We start from the raw sequence: 19,974 nt of genomic DNA, 5'->3' as shown, positions 1-19,974 counted from the left end.
GCCCCGATGTCCCGCCCGTTGCTGACTACCCTGGATCCATGGACTATGTCTCCGCGCTGCTGCCCCCCGTCGTCATGGCCGTCTTCTTCATCGGCCTGATCAGGGTGATCGTGAAGACCCAGGGCGGCAGCAACAAGGCCAAGGAGGACACGGCCGTCGACGCCGCCCTCGCGCGCGCGGACGGCACCCGCGCAGCGAACACCGAGGCCTGACCCCTCAGGTCCCACGCGCGTCCCTCGGGGCGTACGGCTCCCGCTCCCGGGCGCTGTACGCCCCTTTTGTTCGTATTTGCGGGAGAATCTGCACGTCCGGCACGCGATCAGCGTGATCTCCCACTATTGTTCTGAGTTGTGCCTCGCCCATTGGGAGAACTCGAAGACGCGGTCATGACGCGGGTGTGGAAGTGGAACCGCCCGGTCACCGTTCGAGAAGTCCTGGAAGACCTTCAGCAGGAACGGTCCATCGCCTACACCACGGTGATGACCGTTTTGGACAATCTTCATCAGAAGGGCTGGGTGCGCCGTGAGGCGGAAGGCCGGGCCTATCGATATGAGGCGGTCTCCACACGCGCCGCCTACGCCGCCGCCCTGATGAACGAGGCCTGGACGCAGAGCGACAACCCCGCCGCTGCTCTCGTCGCCTTCTTCGGGATGATGAGCGACGAACAGCGCCATGCCCTGCGCGATGCGGTACGCATCGTCCAGGGACCCGAAACTTCCGAACGTCCGGAAGCGGAGAGTCCACGGGAGAACCCCGGGTCGGCGACGGAGACCGACGGGCGATAGCGTCCGCTCATGTCAGCACAGAGCCCTGAAGTCAGCGCTAAAGCCATCACCGTCCGCCGGGCCCGGACCAGCGATGTTCCCGCCGTACGCCGTCTCCTTGACGCGTACGTCCGTGGCGGCATCCTGCTCGACAAAGCGACGGTGACTCTTTACGAGGACATCCAGGAGTTCTGGGTCGCCGAACGCGACGACAACGCCGAGGTCGTCGGCTGCGGTGCCCTCCACGTGATGTGGGAGGACCTCGCGGAAGTCCGTACGCTCGCGGTGAAGCCCGGTCTGAAGGGCGCCGGCGTCGGTCACCAGTTGTTGGAGAAGTTGGTGCAGACTGCCCGCTGGCTCGGGGTTCGACGGGTTTTCTGTCTGACCTTCGAAGTCGACTTCTTCGGCAAGCACGGCTTCGTGGAGATCGGCGAGACACCCGTGGACACCGATGTCTACGCAGAGCTGCTCCGTTCCTATGACGAGGGCGTCGCGGAGTTCCTCGGTCTCGAACGAGTGAAACCGAACACCTTGGGCAACAGCCGGATGCTTCTGCATCTGTGATCGTCGAGTCCCATTACGGTCGAGTCGCCTTGCCCAGGTGCCCTATGTCCGAAACGCGCACGTTTCCGTGCGGTGTACGGGAAGCCGGTCTCTCCCGAGGGTTTGTGTTTTCTCAGCAAAAGCGGTTTGCTTTCCGACGTACTGCAGTACTGCATATAACAGGGGACGGCGAAACGGCGGAACGCCGTAGACCCCCGGCCCTCAGGTTATCGATGAAAGGAAATCCGGTGGCACAGAAGGTTCAGGTCCTTCTTGTCGACGACCTCGACGGCGGCGAGGCCGACGAGACCGTCACGTTCGCGCTTGACGGCAAGACATACGAGATCGATCTCACGACTGCCAATGCGGACAAGCTGCGCAGCCTTCTCGACCCCTATGTGAAGGGTGGCCGGCGTACCGGAGGCCGCGCTTCGGGCGGACGCGGAAAGGCCCGCGCCGCTGTCGGTGGCAGCCAGGACACCGCGCAGATCCGCGCCTGGGCCAAGGAGAACGGTTACGAGGTCAACGACCGTGGCCGTGTTCCCGCGACCATTCGCGAGGCCTATGAGAAGGCCAACGGCTGAGCGCAGGCACGCCACAGCCGGACACGGTGACAGTGCGTCGCCAGCGTGTCCACCAGCCGCACCAGGTCGGGGGCGCCCCCAACGCCCCCCAGGGCCGACATCGTCGGCAGCGAGGCCTCGATCTCGCACCCTCCCACGGGGGGCCGCACCCACACGGCGGCCCCCTGCACCGCTGTCCCGGCACGTACCCGGCCGCCCGGCGGCAGAGGCGCCTCGACGGCCCCGCCCACGCCGGTCGCGGCCAGATCCAGCGCCAGCGCGTCCCACTCCAGCCACCGCAGGATCCCCGGCAGCTCCTCCGCGCTCCCCGCCGCCACCAGCAGCCGCATCCGGTCGCCCCGCACGGCCACCGGAGAGCCCGGCGCCAGATGCCGCAGCGCCGCGCGACCCGCCTCGGCCGGCACGTCCAGCACGTCGAAGCGCACACCCACCCGAAGCCGCAGGGGATCTCCGGGCACCGTCGGCCACCCCAGTTCGTTCTCGTACCAGCCGCGGAGGCTCTCGGCCGGACGGTCCGGATCGAGCGGCCTGCGGGGAAAGGGGACCGGGGATGTCGCGGAGGCGGCCTCAGGGACGGCCGGGGGGACGACCGGGAACGCGGCCGAGGGCACGGAGCCAACCATGCCGAGTGCAACAGTCCGGAAGGCCCCCGAGTTACGCTGAGTGCGTCACCGAGTGCACACGGTGGCGGAAAGGGGGGCGTGCGGGGGTGCCGGGAGGCGCAAGGTTGTTCGCCCGTAGCGGAGGGATCGGGTGCTCACGGCATGGAGTGTCAGTCCCAGCGGGTAAGACATCCCTAGTGGGAGGGGGCGACACGCAGGAAACGGCGGTCTCACGTTCGCCATCGGCGTACTGGCGACAGGGGTAACTGTCTGGCCTGCGGGAACATCGTCTCGCACCATCGGGTTGGAGCAGATGTCGGCGTTCGGGGTCAGGAGGCCATCGACGGTGTCGGCAGTTGGAATGAGCGGTCCCCGCTTGCGGGACTAAGCTGCGGAAGGACAGGGAGGGGAAGTTCCCCCCACTGCCTGACCGCTCTGAGGAGCGATTAACGATGTTCGAGAGGTTCACCGACCGCGCGCGGCGGGTTGTCGTCCTGGCTCAGGAAGAAGCCCGGATGCTCAACCACAACTACATCGGCACCGAGCACATCCTCCTGGGCCTGATCCACGAGGGTGAGGGTGTCGCCGCCAAGGCCCTTGAGAGCCTCGGGATTTCGCTCGAGGCGGTCCGCCAGCAGGTGGAGGAGATCATCGGGCAGGGGCAGCAGGCCCCGTCCGGGCACATCCCCTTCACCCCCCGTGCCAAGAAGGTCCTGGAGCTGTCGCTCCGCGAGGCCCTTCAGCTCGGCCACAACTACATCGGCACGGAGCACATCCTGCTCGGCCTGATCCGCGAGGGCGAGGGCGTCGCCGCCCAGGTCCTGGTCAAGCTGGGCGCAGATCTCAACCGTGTGCGGCAGCAGGTGATCCAGCTGCTCTCCGGTTACCAGGGCAAGGAGACCGCCGGCGCCAGTGGCGGTCCTGCCGAGGGCACCCCCTCGACGTCCCTGGTCCTCGACCAGTTCGGCCGGAACCTCACCCAGGCCGCTCGTGAGTCCAAGCTCGACCCGGTCATCGGGCGCGAGAAGGAGATCGAGCGGGTCATGCAGGTGCTGTCCCGCCGTACCAAGAACAACCCGGTCCTGATCGGTGAGCCCGGCGTCGGCAAGACCGCCGTCGTCGAGGGCCTCGCCCAGGCCATCGTCAAGGGCGAGGTGCCCGAGACCCTCAAGGACAAGCACCTCTACACCCTGGACCTCGGCGCGCTGGTCGCCGGCTCCCGCTACCGCGGTGACTTCGAGGAGCGCCTGAAGAAGGTCCTCAAGGAGATCCGCACCCGCGGCGACATCATCCTGTTCATCGACGAGCTGCACACGCTCGTCGGTGCGGGTGCCGCCGAGGGCGCCATCGACGCCGCCTCCATCCTGAAGCCGATGCTGGCCCGCGGTGAGCTGCAGACCATCGGTGCGACCACGCTGGACGAGTACCGCAAGCACCTGGAGAAGGACGCGGCCCTGGAGCGCCGCTTCCAGCCCATCCAGGTCGCGGAGCCGTCGCTGCCGCACACCATCGAGATCCTCAAGGGTCTGCGCGACCGGTACGAGGCGCACCACCGTGTCTCCATCACGGACGAGGCGCTGGTCCAGGCCGCCACCCTGGCCGACCGGTACATCTCGGACCGCTTCCTGCCCGACAAGGCGATCGACCTGATCGACGAGGCCGGTTCCCGGATGCGCATCCGCCGGATGACCGCGCCGCCGGACCTGCGTGAGTTCGACGAGAAGATCGCCGGCGTCCGCCGCGACAAGGAGTCCGCGATCGACTCGCAGGACTTCGAGAAGGCCGCCTCCCTCCGCGACAAGGAGAAGCAGCTCCTGGCTGCCAAGGCCAAGCGGGAGAAGGAGTGGAAGGCCGGCGACATGGACGTCGTCGCCGAGGTCGACGGCGAGCTGATCGCCGAGGTCCTCGCGACGGCCACCGGCATCCCGGTCTTCAAGCTGACCGAGGAGGAGTCCTCGCGTCTGCTGCGCATGGAGGACGAGCTCCACAAGCGGGTCATCGGCCAGAAGGACGCCGTCAAGGCGCTCTCGAAGGCGATCCGTCGTACGCGTGCCGGCCTCAAGGACCCGAAGCGTCCCGGTGGCTCGTTCATCTTCGCCGGCCCGTCCGGTGTCGGTAAGACCGAGCTGTCCAAGGCGCTCGCCGAGTTCCTCTTCGGTGACGAGGACGCGCTGATCTCCCTCGACATGTCGGAGTTCAGCGAGAAGCACACGGTGTCGCGTCTCTTCGGTTCCCCGCCCGGATACGTGGGTTACGAAGAGGGTGGCCAGCTCACCGAGAAGGTCCGCCGCAAGCCGTTCTCCGTCGTCCTCTTCGACGAGGTGGAGAAGGCCCACCCGGACATCTTCAACTCGCTGCTGCAGATCCTGGAGGACGGTCGCCTGACCGACTCCCAGGGCCGGGTCGTGGACTTCAAGAACACGGTCATCATCATGACGACCAACCTCGGCACGCGGGACATCTCGAAGGGCTTCAACCTCGGCTTCGCCGCCGCGGGTGACACGAAGTCCAACTACGAGCGCATGAAGAACAAGGTCTCGGACGAGCTGAAGCAGCACTTCCGGCCCGAGTTCCTCAACCGTGTCGACGACGTCGTCGTCTTCCCGCAGCTGACCCAGGCGGACATCCTCCAGATCGTCGACCTGATGGTCGGCAAGGTGGACGAGCGCCTCAAGGACCGGGACATGGGCATCGAGCTCTCGCAGACCGCGAAGGAGCTGCTGTCCAAGAAGGGTTACGACCCGGTGCTGGGTGCGCGTCCGCTGCGTCGCACCATCCAGCGCGAGATCGAGGACACGCTCTCGGAGAAGATCCTCTTCGGCGAGCTGCGCCCCGGTCACATCGTGGTCGTGGACACCGAGGGCGAGGGCGAGGCCAAGACCTTCACCTTCCGGGGTGAGGAGAAGGCGGCCCTGCCGGACGTCCCGCCGATCGAGCAGGCGGCCGGCGGTGCCGGTCCGAACCTGAGCAAGGACGCCTGACCCTTCGGGGGCTGAGCAGAAGCACAAAGGGGCCGCCCCGGGACATGAGTCCCGGGGCGGCCCTTTCTGCTGCGCTCGTCAGGACAGCTGCCCGTCGTAGTCCGGCAGCTTGAAGGTCTTCTCGGCGTGGCCGCCCGACAGGTCGGTGGCGCTGTTGCCGATGTTCCCGATGATCGTGTAGCCCTTGGACTCGATGTTCACGCGCTGGGCGGTCTTGTAGGCGGCGACGTCCTTGAAGAGGTCGAACAGGCCGCGCACGTAGAGGCCGGAGACCTTGTAGCCGACGTACTTGAGGTTGTAGTCGGTCACGCCCGAGATGATGCCGGGACGTGCCGTGACGAAGAAGAGGGAGACGCCGCGCTCCTGGGCGTACTTGGCGACGTCGAGGACCGGCTTGTTGGCCGGCTGCGGGTAGCTGAAGCCGAAGTCCGTCTCCAGGGTGGTGTTGTCGATGTCCAGGACCAGTGCCTGCTTCTCACCCGGCTTCACGGCGGCGATGCGCTGCTTCAGATAGGGCAGGGCCTGGTTCATCACGGTCAGGCAGTCCGCCTGCCAGGTGGTGTAGTCGACGTCCTCCGCGGCGGCGGCGGTGGTGACGGCGGTGATGGTGCCGGTGGCCGTCGCGGCCTCGGCGCCGGCCGGGACGGCCATCGCGGTGATGGCGGCAGTCGCCACGGCGGTCATGCCTATACGGCGCGTCCAGGTGCCTCTGGTCATGGTGTGGGGGTCCTCTCGCGTCCAAGCGCTGCGGGTGTCGTGGGCATGCTCATCGGTGGGGATGGCCTGAGGGGAACCAGCGGGTTACTGGACGGTAGATGGCCATGAGAGCCCGGTCACACCCCCGTGCACGCTTCGTGACGCGGGTCACAAGTGTCTGCGGCGTCAGGCAAGTAGCCGCCGTCACATTCCGAAGTGCCTTACGCAGGGCGGCCGGTGACATGGCGCACAGGAGTTACGTCACGTACTAGGCGGAATAGTGGCGAGGGCGATTCGGGCGAAAGGGGCGTAAGCGTCAGAACCCTTCCGGGCGGCAGGCCTCCCGCGTGGACCGGGGGCGAACGCGGCCGATGGGGCGGACTGTCAAGAAGTGTGCCGTTTTGGGACGGACTACTAGGTTCCGTCGTACATCACACGTTTGGGGCAATGCGGGCCGCCGGGTTACCAAGGGATGGCCATCCGGCGGACGTCCCGTACGTCGGGTGGTTCTCTCTGTCCCCGGCCCCATGAGGTTTCGATGTTCCAGCGCGTCCCGTTCCGTTCTTCCCGTACGTCCCAGCTCCGCACCCGCGTGGCCGTCGGCGCCGCCGCTCTCGGCGCCACGGTCGTGCTGGGGTCCGGAGTGGCGTCCGCTGTCGCGCCCCAGGCTCAGACGGCGGCACCCACGGCCGCGACCGCCGTGTCGGTCGCCAAGAAGGCCAAGGCGGCCTCCTGGGTGGACCCGGTGAAGAAGTACAAGCTGACCGCCAGCTTCGCCCAGGCCGGCAACATGTGGAACTCCACCCACAGCGGCCAGGACTACGCCGTGGCGACCGGCACCAAGGTTCTCGCCGCCCACGGCGGCAAGGTCGTCAAGGCCGGCGGCAACGGCGCCGGTGACGGCCCCGCCTACGGCAACGCCGTCGTCATCAAGCACGCCAACGGCGTGTACTCCCAGTACGCGCACCTCTCGAAGATCAACGTGAAGATCGGCCAGATCGTCAAGACCGGCCAGCGCATAGCCCTCTCCGGCAGCACCGGAAACTCCAGCGGCCCGCACCTGCACTTCGAGATCCGGACCACCGCCAACTACGGTTCGGCGATCGACCCGGTGAAGTTCCTGCGTGGCAAGGGTGTGACCGTCTGACGACGGTGATCCACGCCGGCCGTCAGGACGACGGCCGCGAGCCCTGATGGGCCTGGGTGATCAGATCGATGGCGACCTCGAGGACAGCTTCGCGCTTGTCCTCGGGGTCGCCTTCGAGGTCGTGCAGGAAGAACATGCCGGCGTGCAGGGTGAAGATGGCGCTGACGCAGCGGACCTGGTCGGCCAGCGGGGCGTCCGGGTCGATGACGATGTCGCGCAGCCCGCGCATACGGTCCTTGAAGGACTCGCCGACCTGCAGCTCGCGGACCGTCGCCTGGTTCTCCTGCATGAACCGGAAGAACGGGGACGCCTCGCTGAGCGCGCGGCTGTAGCGCCGCAGGAGTTCCTGCTTGGTGTCCAGGGTGGGCGGCTGGCTCCGGCCCCACTCGATCAGGTCCTCGATCGGCTTCGTCAGATCCGTGAAGATGCTGACGATGATCTCTTCCTTGGTCTTGAAGTGGTAGTACAGGGCCGCCTTGGTGACATCCAGGTGCTCCGCGATCTCACGGAGCGAGGTCTTCTCGTAACCCTGCTCGGCGAAGAGGTCGAGGGCTACGTCCTGGATGCGCTGGCGGGTGTTGCCGCGGCGTCGCTGCTTGGTGCCGTCCATGGTGACGTCCATCCTCGTACTCCTCGCGTCGCCGCGAAAGCGGGTGCTGAAGGTAAGAACGCTTACCTTCTGCCCGGTTGGAACTTACTTGACGCCCGGCTAGTTGCGGGTCTACTTTCCCAGTGTAGTGAACTAGCCGGGCGGCAAGTAAGCGGCGGCCCTGGGGGAGTGGGGAACGATGGCGGACACACGAACCGTTGAGCCGGACACCGGCACACAGGACAAGAAACAGCAGAGCGTGCGGGTCGTGATCCTCGCGCTGATGATCACGATGATGCTTGCGATGCTCGACAACATGATCGTGGGCACCGCGATGCCGACGATCGTCGGCGACCTCGGCGGCCTGGAACACCTGTCATGGGTGGTGACCTCGTACACCCTCGCCACCGCCGCCTCCACCCCGATCTGGGGCAAGCTCGGCGACATGTACGGGCGCAAGGGCGCCTTCCTCACCTCGATCGTCATCTTCCTGGTCGGCTCGGTGCTGAGCGGCATGGCCCAGGACATGGGGCAGCTGATCGGCTTCCGTGCCGTGCAGGGGCTCGGCGCCGGCGGTCTGATGGTCGGCGTCATGGCGATCATCGGCGACCTCGTCCCGCCGCGCGAGCGCGGCAAGTACCAGGGCATGATGGCCGGCGTCATGGCGATCGCCATGATCGGCGGACCGCTGGTCGGCGGCACCATCACCGACCACTGGGGCTGGCGCTGGGCCTTCTACATCAACCTGCCGCTCGGCGTGGTGGCCCTCGGCCTCATCACCGCCGTCCTGCACCTGCCGAAGAAGCGGTCCCAGGCGCGCATCGACTATCTGGGTGCCGGACTGCTCACCATCGGCATCACCTCCATCGTGCTGGTCACCACCTGGGGCGGCACGGAGTACGCCTGGTCCTCCGCGCGGATCATGGAGCTGATCGGCATCGGTGTCGCCACGCTCGTCGGGTTCGTGTTCTGGCAGACCAGGGCCGTCGAGCCGATCCTGCCGCTGCACATCTTCCGCAGCCGCAACTTCACGCTGATGGCCGTCATCGGTTTCATCACCGGCTTCGTGATGTTCGGCGCCACCCTGTTCCTGCCGCTGTACCAGCAGTCGGTGCAGGGCGCCTCGGCGACCAACTCCGGCCTGCTGCTCCTGCCGATGCTCGGCGCGATGCTCGTGACCTCGATGGTCGCGGGCCGGATCACGACCAGCAGCGGCCGCTACAAGATCTTCCCGGTCGTGGGCAGCGCGCTGATGATCGTCGGGCTGTACCTGCTGTCCACGATGGACACCGGCACCTCCCGGTTCACCTCGGGTGTGTTCATGGCGGTCGTCGGCCTCGGCATGGGCTGTCTGATGCAGATCACCATGCTGGTCGCGCAGAACAGCGTCGAGATGAAGGACATGGGCGTCGCGTCCTCCTCGGCCACCCTCTTCCGTACGCTCGGGTCCTCCTTCGGTGTCGCGATCATGGGCGCGCTGTTCAACAGCCGGGTCCAGGACGCCATGTCCGAACGGGCCGGGGCGCTGGGCTCCAAGATCACCGAGCAGTCCGCGCAACTGGACGCCGCCAGCCTCGCCAAGCTTCCGGCCCCGGCGCGGGAGGCATACCAGTTCGCGGTGTCCGACGGCACGCACGCGGCCTTCGTCCTCGGAGCCCTCGTGGCCGTGGTCGCGCTGGTGGCGGCCGTGTTCGTCAAGGAGGTTCCCCTCCGCGGAGCGGAACCGAAGACGGAGGGCGCCCCGGACGAGCCCGCCAACCCGAAGACGCCGGTGGTCGAGCCCGTCTGATCCCCTGGAAGCTACTGCCGCTGCCCGCTGAGGGCGATGGTTCCCCCTCGTCGGCGTATGAGCTGTTGCCCTAGGAGTGGTACGAGCTGCACGCGAGGCCCCCCGGCCGGTGTCCGCCCCGGGGGGCCTCTGGCATGGGACCAGGAGCCGCCGGCCCCATGGCCGTACACGCCTTCCACACGGCCGGTCCCGTCGCTCCTGCCGCGGCAACTCTTGCCCTACGGCAGCATCGGATAGCTTCCCGTGTTCGTCGGGGCGTGCTCCGGCAGCCAGAGGACGGCTACGGCGCCCTCGGCCGGTATGTGTTCCGGCGCCCCCGCGAGCCGTACGTTGCGGAAGGTCAGCCGGGCGCCAAGGACGCGGGCCTGTCCTGCCGCGATGGTGAGGCCGAGGCCGTGGCCGCGGCCCGCCCGGTCGCTGCTGCCGGTGCGGAAGCGGCTCGGGCCCTCCGCGAGGAGATCCTGGGGGAAGCCGGGGCCGTGGTCACGGACCCGGATGACCCGGCCCTCGACGGTGACCTGGATCGGGGGCTTGCCGTGCCGGCCGGCGTTGGTGAGCAGGTTCAGCAGGACGCGCTCCAGGCGCCGTGGGTCGGTGGTGACCATCGACTCGTGTACCACCCGCACCTCGACCTCCGGGTCCTTGGCCGCCACCCGCCGGGTGACGAACTCGCCCAGCAGGATGTCCTGCAACTCCGCACGCTCGGAGGCGCCGTCGAGGCGGGCCACCTCCAGGACGTCCTCGACGAGCGTGCGCATGGCCCTGGCCCGGTCCATGACCAGTTCGGTGGGCCGGCCCGGCGGCAGCAGTTCGGCGGCCGTCAGCAACCCGGTCACGGGTGTGCGCAGCTCGTGCGCGATGTCGGCGGTCACCCGGCGCTCGGCCTCCAGTCGCTGCTGGAGCGCGTCCGCCATGGCGTCCACGGCCGAGGCGAGGTCGTCGGTCTCGTCCTGGACGACCCCGCCGATGGCGTCCCGCACCCGTACGTCTGTCTCGCCCCTGGCGACCTGGTTCGCCGCGGCCGCCGCTTTGCGCAGCCGGCGTGAGAACTGCCCGCCGATCAGCACTCCCAGCGCGCTGCCGCCGAGGACGACCGCGATGGAGCCGATCACCAGGGCCTGGTCGAGGTCGTTGAGGATGTCGGTGCTGCGGTCGGTGAAGCCGGTGTGCAGGGAGAGAACGTGCCCGTCCCTCACGGGCACGGCCGCCCAGATGTCCGGCGCCCCGCCGCCGTGGTCAGAGACGAACGTGGCCCGGCGGCCCTTCTCGACCTTGGACCTCAGCTCCGAGGGCAGTTCGTGGTCGTCGATCTTGATGTTGGGGAAGTTGGGGCGCCCGGACAGCTCGTAGTTGCGCTGGGCAATCCGGACCCGCTCGTCGGCCAGGTCGCGGGCGTTGTCCAGCATGGACACCCGCGCGGCGTTGTGGACGACGAGGCTGAGCACGATCGCCACGAGTGCGCCGACCAGCGCGATGGCCGCGCTGAGCTTCCACCGCAGGCCGGTGCGGATGCCCACGCGCTCCACGCGGGCCGGAACCAGGTGCCGCAACATCCCCCGCATACCCCTGTCCGCTCAGGCCTTCAGTTTGTAGCCGAAGCCGCGGACCGTCTCGATCCGGTCCTGGCCGATCTTCGTCCGCAGTCGCTGCACATGGACATCGACGACGCGGGTGTCACCACCCCAGCCGTAGTCCCACACCCGCTCGAGCAGCTTGTCCCGCGAGAGCACCGTGCCCGGGGCGGAGGAGAACTCCAGCAGCAGGCGCATCTCGGTCGGCGTGAGCGCGACCGGCTGCCCGGCCCGGCGTACCTCCATGCCCTCGGTGTCGATCTCCAGGTCGCCGAAGGCGAGCACACCCCCGGTGGCGGAGGAGTCCGCCTCCCCACGGTCGGGCCCGCCCGCGTGTCCGAAGCGGCGCAGCACCGCGCGGATGCGGGCGACCAGGACGGCGCCGTCGAACGGCTTGGTCACATAGTCGTCGGCGCCGGCCTCCAGGCCGAGGACGACGTCGATGGAGTCGGCGCGCGCGGAGAGCATGATCACCGGCACGGTGGACTCGTCCCGGATGCGCCGGCACAGACTCACGCCGTCCAGTCCGGGGACCATGACGTCCAGCAGGGCGATGTCGGGGCGGTCCGCCCGGAACGCCTCCAGGCCGGAGAGGCCGTCGGGCATCGCGGTGACCACGAAGCCGTCCCGCTCCAGGGCGAGCTGGGTGGCCTCGCGGATGACGTCGTCGTCCTCGACGAACAGGACGTGTGTCTGGTCTGCCATCCCGGTGCTCTCAGTCCTCGGTGGTGTCGTGGGTGTGCGGTGTCTGCTGTGGCTGTGGGGCCCTGCCGTGCCCGGTGTCCGCTCTGTCTGTCGGCTCTGTCTGTCGGTGCGCTGTCAGGTTGTCCCTAGGTGGGACGCCCGTAGCGCCTGGTGCGTTCACTGGTTCATCGGTCCGGGAGGCCCGAACGGTTCACGAGACAGAGGATTTTCTCGTCGGAAGTTCTTCGTCGAGCCGTCAGCCGGTCTCCGGCACCGGAGTCGGCTCCCCGCCGACGACGCTGCTGTAGTCGTTGTGCCAGCTGTACTCCTTGACGAAGCGGCCCGCGGCCACCCAGCGGTACGTGATCACGTTCTCGCCGGACGGGCTGGAGACGGGGTCGCCCCTCTCGTACACCTGCTTGGTCACGACCAGGTCGCCGCGGTCGATCTCGGCGTAGACGGGGGGCTCCTCGGCCTTGAACACGTTCTTGTAGCCGCCGCTCGTCCCCCGGTACACGTACGACCCGACTCCCACCAAGTCACCGCAGGTCAGCACGTTGACGACCATATCCGTCTCGGCGCCTCCGGTGAGGTCGCCGTAGGACACGTCGACCGGGTAGTCGTCGCCCACGCACGGTTTCAGTTCGCGCTTGACCTCGTCCGAGACCTCGGGGTCGTCCTTGACGAGCTGGACGGCGTCGGTGCGGTCGGGGACGTCGGTGGTGGCGCCCGACGGGGCGGCGCCGGCGACCGCTGCGGCGTGTGCAGGGCCCTCGTCACGGGCACCGGTGCCGCCGGTGGCGCACGAGGACAGGAAAAGGCCGAGGGCGGCGAGCACGGCCACTGCCGCGATCACCGCCTGGAATGTGCCTCGGGCCGGTGAGGGCCCGGCCTCGGTCAGGCCGCCGTGCAACGCTCCCGCTCCTCACGCTCCAGCGCGCGTGCGTCCAGATCGCGGGTTTCCAGCTCCTCGCGGAGCCGGGCGAGCGCCCGGTGCAGCGTGCTCTTGACCGTACCTGCCGACATGCCGAGGGCGGCGGCCGTCTCCTCCGTGGACATCTGCTCCCAGTGTCGCAGGACGACGACGCTGCGCTGCTTCGGAGCGAGCACCTTCATCGCGTCCATCAGCAGGGCGCGGTCCGCGTGCTGCTCGGTGGAGTCCTGCACGCTGGCGTCCGGCAGCTGCTCGGTGGGGACTTCTTCCAGCTTGCGGGCCCGCCACCACTCGGTCCGCGTGTTGATCATGACCCGGCGCAGGTAGGCGTCCGCCAGCCGCTTGTCGGCGATGCCGTCCCAGCGTCCGTACGTCCGTGCCAGGGCGGTCTGGAGGAGGTCCTGAGCGTCCACCGGGTCCGGGACCAGCCGACGGGCACTGCGCAGCAGCGCGTCCTGTCGGGTGCGGACGTACTCCTCGAACTCGAGCACCTCTCCGTGCGCCATGATCAACCGCCTCCGTATCCCCGTTCCGGCTGGCTGTCGTCCGCCGGTTTCCTGCTCGTGGTCTGTGGCCCTCGTGTCGCTGCCGGGCACAAGAAGGAACCTACGGAGGTGTTGTCACGGCGCTGTCCGAGGCAGCCTGCGGCTAGCAGTCGGCTGTCCGTCGGTTGTGTAACGGAGGCGGGGCAGGGGTAAAGAGGACGGCCCAATGCTGATGGTTTGTGCCGATTCTTCCGCCGGTCGACCGTGACAGAAGGCCGGCTACGGCCCTGACATCGCCGTTCGGCTGTGAACTGGCTGTGCGTCAGGTGAGTGGCAGTCGGTACAGGCCGCCCGCCAGCGGTTCCACCAGACCGTCCGAGACGAGACCGTCCAGGGCACGCGCGCGTTGTACCGGCTCGTGCCACACGCGGTCGAGTTCCGCCTGCGCCACAGGCGTGTGGGCCTCCCTCAGGACGGCGAGCAGCTTGCCGCGCACCTGGCGGTCCGTACCGGCGTACGTCTGACCGCGGCGCGCCGGCCCGTCGTGTTCCGGCTTGCCCGCGAGCCGCCAGGCGCACCGGGCGGCGATCGGGCAGCGGTGACAGGTCTCGTTCCGCGCTGTGCAGACGAGCGCGCCCAGCTCCATGGAGGCGGCGGCCCACCGCGCGGCGACCTTCTCGTCCTCGGGGAGCAGGGCGCGCGCCAGCTTGCGCTCGGCGGCCGTGGTGGCGTTCGGCGGGTAGCGCACTCCGGTGACGGCGCGCGCGAACACCCGGCGGACGTTGGTGTCCAGGACGGCGTGCCGCTGCCCGTACGCGAAGGAGGCGACGGCGGCGGCCGTGTACTCGCCGATGCCGGGCAGCGCCAGCAGCTGCGCGTGGTCCGCCGGTACGTCGCCGGCGTGCCGTTCCGTTATGGCCACCGCGGCGCCGTGCAGCCGCAGCGCGCGTCGCGGATAGCCGAGCCGGCCCCACGCGCGTACGGCTTCACCGGGGGACTCGGCGGCCAGGTCGGCGGGGCGCGGCCAGCGGGCGAGCCACTGTTCGTAGACCGGCAGGACGCGGCTGACCGGCGTCTGCTGGAGCATGAATTCGCTGACCATCACCCCCCAGGCGCCGGCCTCGGGGCGCCGCCAGGGCAGGTCGCGGGCGTGGTCGTCGAACCAGTCGATGACGGGGGAGTGCAGATGTGTGCCGGAGGCCTGTCCGGCGGTCACCGGGTCGGTGGTGGCCGGGTCGGTCGTGGCCGCGGGCGGCTGCTCTCCGGCGGGCGGGCCGGAGACGGTGTCGGCGGGGCTGTGGTGCGGGGGCTTCGTGGGCGCAGTCATGGCCCTTCCGATCCTGCCATGTGCGAAGGGGCACGCGCGCGTACCACCGCCGGTGGGGTGGGGGCGCGGGCGACCTCCGCGCGCGTGGGCCACGGGCGTGGGAGGAGTGTGAGGGGCGCTCGTGCGCAGGAGTGCGCCGTTGGGGACGGTGTCCGGCGCGCGGCGTCGACTGTCACGGGCGCCGTCACGGAACGTGTCCGGCGTACGGCGCCGATGTCACGCCCCGCGACCGGGGCGGGCCTGCGAGGGTCTCAAGTCGGCGCCAGGACAGTCGCGTCCGGGATGATGATCCGGAAAAGTTGTGGTCCAGGCGGCGGGTGGGGCCGGGTGAGGCAAGGATCTCTCGTACAGTTTGCGCCGTGGGATCTATGCGCAATCCGGTCGGGCCGCTTCCCTCCTCCATCTACTGGCGACGGAGGGTCGTACTGCTGTCCGTGCTCGCCCTGTTGGCGTTGCTGATCACGTGGGTGGTCACCGCGGGCGGGGGTGGCGGCAAGAACGGGGCGGACGGCTCCAACGGCAAGAATCCCGCCTCCTCCATCACGCCGGGCCCTTCCGGCTCCGGGCCCGCGATCAGCCAAAACCCGGGCGGGCGCGACGAGTCGGGCGACGAGGACACTGGTGGCTCCGGTTCGGGCTCGGCGACGGGGTCGGGCGGCGGGACCGGGTCCGGTGGCGGGTCCGGTGACGGAGACACGGGCGGTTCCGGTTCAGCCGGGTCCGGGGGTTCCGGCGAGGGTGCCGGCGGCAGCGGGCCGGGTACGACACTGCCTGCCGGTACGACACTGCCCAACTGCACCGCGAGCGTGGTCACGTTGAGTCTGCGCAGCGTCCGCAACACGTACTCGCCGGACCAGACGCCCACGTTCCGGCTGACGGCGAAGAACTCCTCCGGAAGCGACTGCAAGGTCGATCTCGGCCCCAAGAGCGCCGTGTTGACGATCACGCAGGCTGGCGGCGCCGAGGACTACTGGTCGTCCGCCGACTGCCCCAAGGGGTCCGCGAGCCTGCTGTACCGGGTGCCGGCCGGGGGCAGCTTCACCTACACCGTGACGTGGGACCGGAAGCCGAGTGCGCCGGAGTGCGCGACGCCTCCGGCGGGGGTCGCCGGGGCCGGGACGTACCTGGTGGAGGCGAAGGCGCCCGGGTTCACCAAGGCGCAGACCTCGTTCGTGCTCGACCAGGACTGAGCCGGGGCGGGAGCGGCCGCTGCTCCCGGCCGCCGCTCCCGGCGCGGGACGAGTCGCCCCGCCCCGCTGCCTCGCCAGGCACCACAGGTGCCGGCGGTCTCAGACGTACCGCTCGAGAATCGACGACTCCGCCAGGCGCGACAGGCCTTCGCGCACGCTGCGCGCCCGCGCCTCGCCCACGCCGTCGACCGTCTGCAGGTCGTCGACGCTCGCCGCGAGAAGCTTCTGGAGCCCGCCGAAGTGCTCCACCAGCCGGTCGATGATCGCGCCGGGGAGGCGGGGCACCTTGGCCAGCAGGCGGAAACCGCGCGGCGAGACCGCGGAGTCGAGCGCCTCGGGGGAGCCGGTGTAGCCCAAACCGCGGGCCACCGTGGACATTTCGAGAAGCTCGGCGTGGCTGAGCGCGTCCAGCTCGTACAGCGCCTCGTCGACCGTGCGGGAACGCTTGGCCGTGGGCTCCGGAACATAGTCCCGGACCACCAGTTCACGCTCCGGCTCCACGCCCGCGATCAACTCGTCGAGCTGGAGGGCGAGAAGACGCCCGTCGGTGCCCAGTTCGACCACGTACTCGGCGATTTCGGTGGCGATGCGGCGCACCATCTCCAGGCGCTGCGCCACCGCCGAGACGTCCCGGACCGTGACCAGGTCCTCGATCTCCAGCGCTGACAACGTTCCCGCGACCTCGTCCAGGCGGAGCTTGTAGCGCTCCAGGGTCGCCAGCGCCTGGTTCGCGCGGGACAGGATCGCCGCGGAGTCCTCCAGGACGCGGCGCTGGCCGTCGACGTAGAGCGCGATCAGACGCATGGACTGGGAGACCGAGACGATGGGGTAGCCGACCTGCTTGCTGACGCGGTCCGCCGTGCGGTGGCGGGTGCCGGTCTCCTCGGTGGGGATGGTGGGGTCCGGCACGAGCTGCACGCCGGCCCGCAGGATCTTGGACAGGTCGGAGGAAACGACGATGCCGCCGTCGAGCTTGCACAGCTCACGCAGGCGCGTGGCCGTGAACTCGACGTCCAGGACGAATCCGCCCGTGCACATCGTCTCGACCGTCTTGTCGGAACCGAGCACGATGAGTCCGCCGGTGTTGCCGCGGAGCACCCGTTCCAGGCCGTCGCGCAGGGCCGTGCCGGGAGCCACCGCGCTCAGCGCGGCACGCATCAGGCCTTCGGCACCGGAACTCCCGCCGGACTTTCCGGGAGCTGCTGCCCGGTCGTTGGCTGCCACTGCACTCCTCCGGTCACAGGTTCTTTGGTGCTCCCGTTTCGCGCACTCGGTTCGTACGGACGGGCGAGACCTGGGCAAAGTCTACCGGCGCTGCTCCGACTCCCGCGGGGCCTCTCGCTGACGGGAGCGCGGGAGCACCCTCAGAGCCTCCCCCATGTTCGCGACTTCGAGAACCTTCATGCCCGCCGGGATCTTGCCGGGATCACCCGGCACGAGCGCGTGCGTGAAGCCCAGGCGGTGCGCCTCGGCCAGTCGGCGCTGGACGCCCGTGACCCGTCTGACCTCGCCCGCGAGGCCCACTTCGCCGATCGCGACGAGGTTCTTGGGCAGGGGGGTGTCGCTCGCCGCGGAGGCCAGCGCGAGGGCGATCGCGAGGTCCGCCGCGGGCTCGGAGAGCTTCACACCGCCGACCGTCGCCGAGTAGATGTCCCGCTTGCCGAGCGCGCTGATCCTGCCCCGCTGCTCCAGGACCGCGAGCATCATCGAGACACGGGAGGTCTCCAGGCCCGACGTCGTGCGGCGGGGCGAGGGGATCTGGGAATCGACGGTGAGCGCCTGCACTTCGGCGACCAGGGGGCGGCGGCCCTCCAGGGTGACCGTCAGGCAGGTGCCGGGGACCGGTTCGTCACGGCGGGTCAGGAAAAGTCCGCTTGGGTCGGTAAGGCCCGTGATGCCCTCGTCGTGCAGTTCGAAGCAGCCGACCTCGTCGGTGGCGCCGTAGCGGTTCTTGACGCCCCGCACGAGTCGCAGGCGTGCGTGCCGGTCGCCCTCGAAGGACAGGACGACGTCCACGAGGTGTTCGAGGAGGCGCGGGCCGGCGATCGCACCGTCCTTGGTGACATGGCCCACCAGCAGCGTGGACATGCCGCGCTCCTTCGAGGCGCGGATCAGCGCGCCGGCGACCTCGCGGACCTGGGCCATGCCGCCGGGAGCGCCGTCGATCTCCGGGGAGGCGACGGTCTGCACCGAGTCGACGATCAGCAGCGACGGCTTCACGGCGTCCAAATGACCCAGGACGGCGGCCAGATCGGTCTCCGCGGCGAGATACAGGTGGTCGTGGATGGCGCCGATGCGGTCGGCCCGCAGCCGGACCTGGCTGGCCGACTCCTCACCCGTGACGTACAGCGTGCGGTGTTCGTCACTGGCGGCCTTGGCGGCCACGTCGAGCAGGAGCGTGGACTTGCCGACGCCCGGCTCGCCGGCCAGGAGGACGACCGCGCCCGGGACCAGGCCGCCGCCCAGGACGCGGTCCAGCTCGGGCACGCCGGTGGGGCGGGCGGTGGCCTGCCGGCCGTCGACCTGGCCGATGGGCAGGGCGGAGGTGGTGACGCGGCCGGGTGCCGTCGTACGGACAGCGGGTGCGCCGTACTCCTCGACCGTGCCCCAGGCCTGGCATTCGGGGCAGCGGCCGAGCCACTTCGCCGTCTGCCACCCGCACTCCGTGCAGCGGTAGGACGGACGGTCCTTCGTGGACTTCGTACGGGCAGCCATGGGGAAACCGTAACCGCAGGGTGTGACAACGCGAGAAGCCTGTGCATAAAGCCGGTCCGCCGGGGCAGACGCGTCCCGAGGCGGTGTCCGCCGCGTCCGCCCCCCGGGGCGGCGGTCACTGGTGAGGGCGCCCGGCCATCCCCCCGGCCTGGCGCCCTCACCCCCTGTGAATCGGCCACGGCAGTCGTGAATGAGCCACTTGACCCCGTCTTCGTGTCCCCTTATGAGGGATCGTTTCACCCGTACGGATTAAAAGGACTCAAGGGGGCAGAAGAGGTCGTTCCGCGGCGCCTACGGTCGCACGGGTGATGAGCAGCAGTTCGGAAACCCCGACCCGCACGACCGGCGCACACCGGGCGCACAGGGAGGCGCGCGACCGCGCTGCGGTGCGCACGCTGGCGCAGCGCCCACCCGCTCGCTATGAGCCCTACCTGGACGGCCTGTTCACCTACTGCCTGTCCGTCCTGTGCGACCACGACACCGCCACGGCTGCCCTCGGCGACGTCCTCGCGCTCGCCGAGCGGCGCGGACAACGCGTCCCGGACGCCGCCGGCGACCGCAGGGCCTGGTTCTACGCCCTGGCCCGCTGGGCCTGCCTGCGCAAACTCGGCGAGGCCAGGGAGAAGCGTCAGGGCGCCCACGCGCCCGGCCGGCACGGCGCTCACAAGGCGAGCGGCGCCGATCCCCTGCCCGACGACCTCCAGGAGCAGCGCCGCCGCGAACTCGCCCTGCTGGCCTGGCCGGAGGCCGCGGGCACCAGCCCGGAACAGCGCGAGGCGCTCGAACTCGCCGTACGGCATCGCCTCGCCGCCCACGAGGTGGCGGCCGTTCTCGGCATGGAGGTGGCCGCGGCCCGCGAACTGCTCTCCTCCGCCGCCTGCGAGGTGGAACGCACGCGTGCCGCCCTGGCCGTCGTCGAGACCGGCGGCTGTCCGGGAGTGGCCCGCCTCACCGGCGACCACCAGCTCGTGCTCAGCGCCACGCTGCGCCGCGAACTCGTCCGGCACGTCGACGACTGCCCGCGCTGCCGCCGGGCCGCGGAGCGCGCGGTCCCCGGCCGCTGGCCCGGCGCCGGGGTCACACCCGCCGAGCTGCCCGTGCTGGAAGCGCCCCGCGCGGCCCTGCACACCGTCCTGGCGCACCTCCCGCGCGCGCGGGGCGCCGCCGCGCCGCGCTTCGACCGGCGCGGCTTCCCGATGGACCCCAAGGACCGCGCCGCCCGACGGGACCGCATCCGCGCGCGTGCCGTCACGACGACGGTCGTGGCCACCGTCGTCGCCGCACCGGTGCTCGCCCTCTGGGCGGCCTACCGGGGCACACCGACCGCCGACTCCGACGGCCGCTCGCCCACCGCGAGCGGCCGTCGGAGTCGG

At 69.7% G+C, this 19,974-nt stretch carries 19 protein-coding genes; 9 read left to right on the top strand and 10 right to left on the bottom strand.

Translation table 11 applies throughout. The features are described 5' to 3' along the window. The first annotated feature begins 38 nt into the window (after positions 1–38). The 4 genes from BZL64_RS03265 to BZL64_RS03250 all read left to right on the top strand — a co-directional run bounded on the left by BZL64_RS03265 (position 39) and on the right by BZL64_RS03250 (position 1,891). Entirely contained in the window at positions 39–212 is a 174-nt protein-coding gene (locus BZL64_RS03265; protein ID WP_086765941.1) for a hypothetical protein, read from the top strand. A gap of 150 nt (positions 213–362) precedes the next feature. Next, the gene (locus tag BZL64_RS03260; RefSeq protein ID WP_086765940.1) at positions 363–785 is read left to right on the top strand and encodes a BlaI/MecI/CopY family transcriptional regulator; all 423 of its coding nucleotides are present in this window, start codon (positions 363–365) and stop codon (positions 783–785) included. Positions 786–794: 9 nt separating this feature from the next. Then, positions 795–1,328, top strand: a complete 534-nt coding sequence (locus BZL64_RS03255) for an amino-acid N-acetyltransferase (protein ID WP_086765938.1) — start codon at positions 795–797, stop codon at positions 1,326–1,328. 227 nt (positions 1,329–1,555) lie between these two features. Continuing rightward, positions 1,556–1,891, top strand: coding sequence for a histone-like nucleoid-structuring protein Lsr2 (locus BZL64_RS03250; RefSeq protein ID WP_086765936.1), 336 nt, complete (start codon positions 1,556–1,558; stop codon positions 1,889–1,891). Here the strand turns inward: BZL64_RS03250 and BZL64_RS03245 are convergent. Continuing rightward, entirely contained in the window at positions 1,870–2,514 is a 645-nt protein-coding gene (locus tag BZL64_RS03245; RefSeq protein ID WP_086765934.1) for an SCO3374 family protein, read from the bottom strand. The genes BZL64_RS03250 and BZL64_RS03245 overlap by 22 nt on opposite strands. Positions 2,515–2,945: 431 nt before the next feature. Between BZL64_RS03245 and BZL64_RS03235 the strand changes: the two genes are divergently transcribed. Then, positions 2,946–5,474 (top strand): ATP-dependent Clp protease ATP-binding subunit, encoded by a 2,529-nt coding sequence (locus BZL64_RS03235; protein WP_086765932.1) that lies wholly within the window; start codon positions 2,946–2,948, stop codon positions 5,472–5,474. A 78-nt stretch (positions 5,475–5,552) separates the two neighbouring features. Here BZL64_RS03235 and BZL64_RS03230 read toward each other — a convergent pair whose 3' ends face one another. Further along, positions 5,553–6,191, bottom strand: a complete 639-nt coding sequence (locus tag BZL64_RS03230; protein ID WP_086765930.1) for an HAD family acid phosphatase — start codon at positions 6,189–6,191, stop codon at positions 5,553–5,555. A 517-nt stretch (positions 6,192–6,708) separates the two neighbouring features. Between BZL64_RS03230 and BZL64_RS03225 the strand changes: the two genes are divergently transcribed. Then, the gene (locus BZL64_RS03225; protein ID WP_086765928.1) at positions 6,709–7,317 is read left to right on the top strand and encodes a M23 family metallopeptidase; all 609 of its coding nucleotides are present in this window, start codon (positions 6,709–6,711) and stop codon (positions 7,315–7,317) included. 22 nt (positions 7,318–7,339) lie between these two features. Here the strand turns inward: BZL64_RS03225 and BZL64_RS03220 are convergent, their stop codons facing one another. Then, positions 7,340–7,939, bottom strand: coding sequence for a TetR/AcrR family transcriptional regulator (locus BZL64_RS03220; protein WP_086765926.1), 600 nt, complete (start codon positions 7,937–7,939; stop codon positions 7,340–7,342). Positions 7,940–8,105: 166 nt separating this feature from the next. Here BZL64_RS03220 and BZL64_RS03215 point away from each other — a divergent pair, with 166 nt between their 5' ends. Next, on the top strand, positions 8,106–9,695 hold the full coding sequence (locus tag BZL64_RS03215; protein ID WP_086765924.1) for an MDR family MFS transporter: 1,590 nt from the start codon (positions 8,106–8,108) through the stop codon (positions 9,693–9,695). Between the two features lie 218 nt (positions 9,696–9,913). Here BZL64_RS03215 and cseC read toward each other — a convergent pair whose 3' ends face one another. From cseC to BZL64_RS03190, 5 genes are all read right to left on the bottom strand, one after another. Continuing rightward, the gene (gene cseC / locus BZL64_RS03210; RefSeq protein WP_086765922.1) at positions 9,914–11,257 is read right to left on the bottom strand and encodes a two-component system sensor histidine kinase CseC; all 1,344 of its coding nucleotides are present in this window, start codon (positions 11,255–11,257) and stop codon (positions 9,914–9,916) included. A gap of 12 nt (positions 11,258–11,269) precedes the next feature. Beyond that, positions 11,270–11,971, bottom strand: a complete 702-nt coding sequence (cseB, locus tag BZL64_RS03205) for a two-component system response regulator CseB (RefSeq protein ID WP_086765921.1) — start codon at positions 11,969–11,971, stop codon at positions 11,270–11,272. Positions 11,972–12,206: 235 nt separating this feature from the next. Continuing rightward, the gene (locus BZL64_RS03200) at positions 12,207–12,863 is read right to left on the bottom strand and encodes a hypothetical protein (protein WP_086765919.1); all 657 of its coding nucleotides are present in this window, start codon (positions 12,861–12,863) and stop codon (positions 12,207–12,209) included. Beyond that, the gene (locus BZL64_RS03195; RefSeq protein ID WP_086765917.1) at positions 12,848–13,390 is read right to left on the bottom strand and encodes a SigE family RNA polymerase sigma factor; all 543 of its coding nucleotides are present in this window, start codon (positions 13,388–13,390) and stop codon (positions 12,848–12,850) included. Before BZL64_RS03195 ends, BZL64_RS03200 begins: the two co-directional genes overlap by 16 nt. Positions 13,391–13,691: 301 nt before the next feature. Continuing rightward, positions 13,692–14,696: an HhH-GPD family protein gene (locus BZL64_RS03190; protein WP_086765915.1), complete on the bottom strand. Its 1,005-nt coding sequence runs from the start codon at positions 14,694–14,696 to the stop codon at positions 13,692–13,694. Positions 14,697–15,055: 359 nt separating this feature from the next. Between BZL64_RS03190 and BZL64_RS03185 the strand changes: the two genes are divergently transcribed. Next, complete coding sequence (locus tag BZL64_RS03185; protein WP_086765913.1) at positions 15,056–15,886, top strand: hypothetical protein; 831 nt, start codon at positions 15,056–15,058, stop codon at positions 15,884–15,886. A gap of 99 nt (positions 15,887–15,985) precedes the next feature. Here the strand turns inward: BZL64_RS03185 and disA are convergent, their stop codons facing one another. Beyond that, positions 15,986–17,110 (bottom strand): DNA integrity scanning diadenylate cyclase DisA, encoded by a 1,125-nt coding sequence (gene disA, locus BZL64_RS03180; protein ID WP_086765911.1) that lies wholly within the window; start codon positions 17,108–17,110, stop codon positions 15,986–15,988. An 81-nt stretch (positions 17,111–17,191) separates the two neighbouring features. After that, a complete protein-coding gene (radA, locus tag BZL64_RS03175; RefSeq protein WP_086765909.1) occupies positions 17,192–18,601 on the bottom strand; it encodes a DNA repair protein RadA in 1,410 nt (469 codons plus the stop codon). Positions 18,602–18,906: 305 nt separating this feature from the next. On the opposite strand from radA, the gene BZL64_RS03170 reads away from it, so the two are divergent. After that, a partial coding sequence (locus BZL64_RS03170; protein WP_143662965.1) for a sigma-70 RNA polymerase sigma factor region 4 domain-containing protein occupies positions 18,907–19,974 on the top strand: 1,068 nt, incomplete at its 3' end.

The sequence above is a fragment of the Streptomyces bobili genome, from assembly GCF_002154575.1.
Classification (GTDB): Bacteria; Actinomycetota; Actinomycetes; order Streptomycetales; family Streptomycetaceae; genus Streptomyces; species Streptomyces bobili.
The sequence above is the reverse complement of the archived record's forward strand: the minus strand, read 5'-3'. Positions and strand labels throughout refer to the sequence as shown.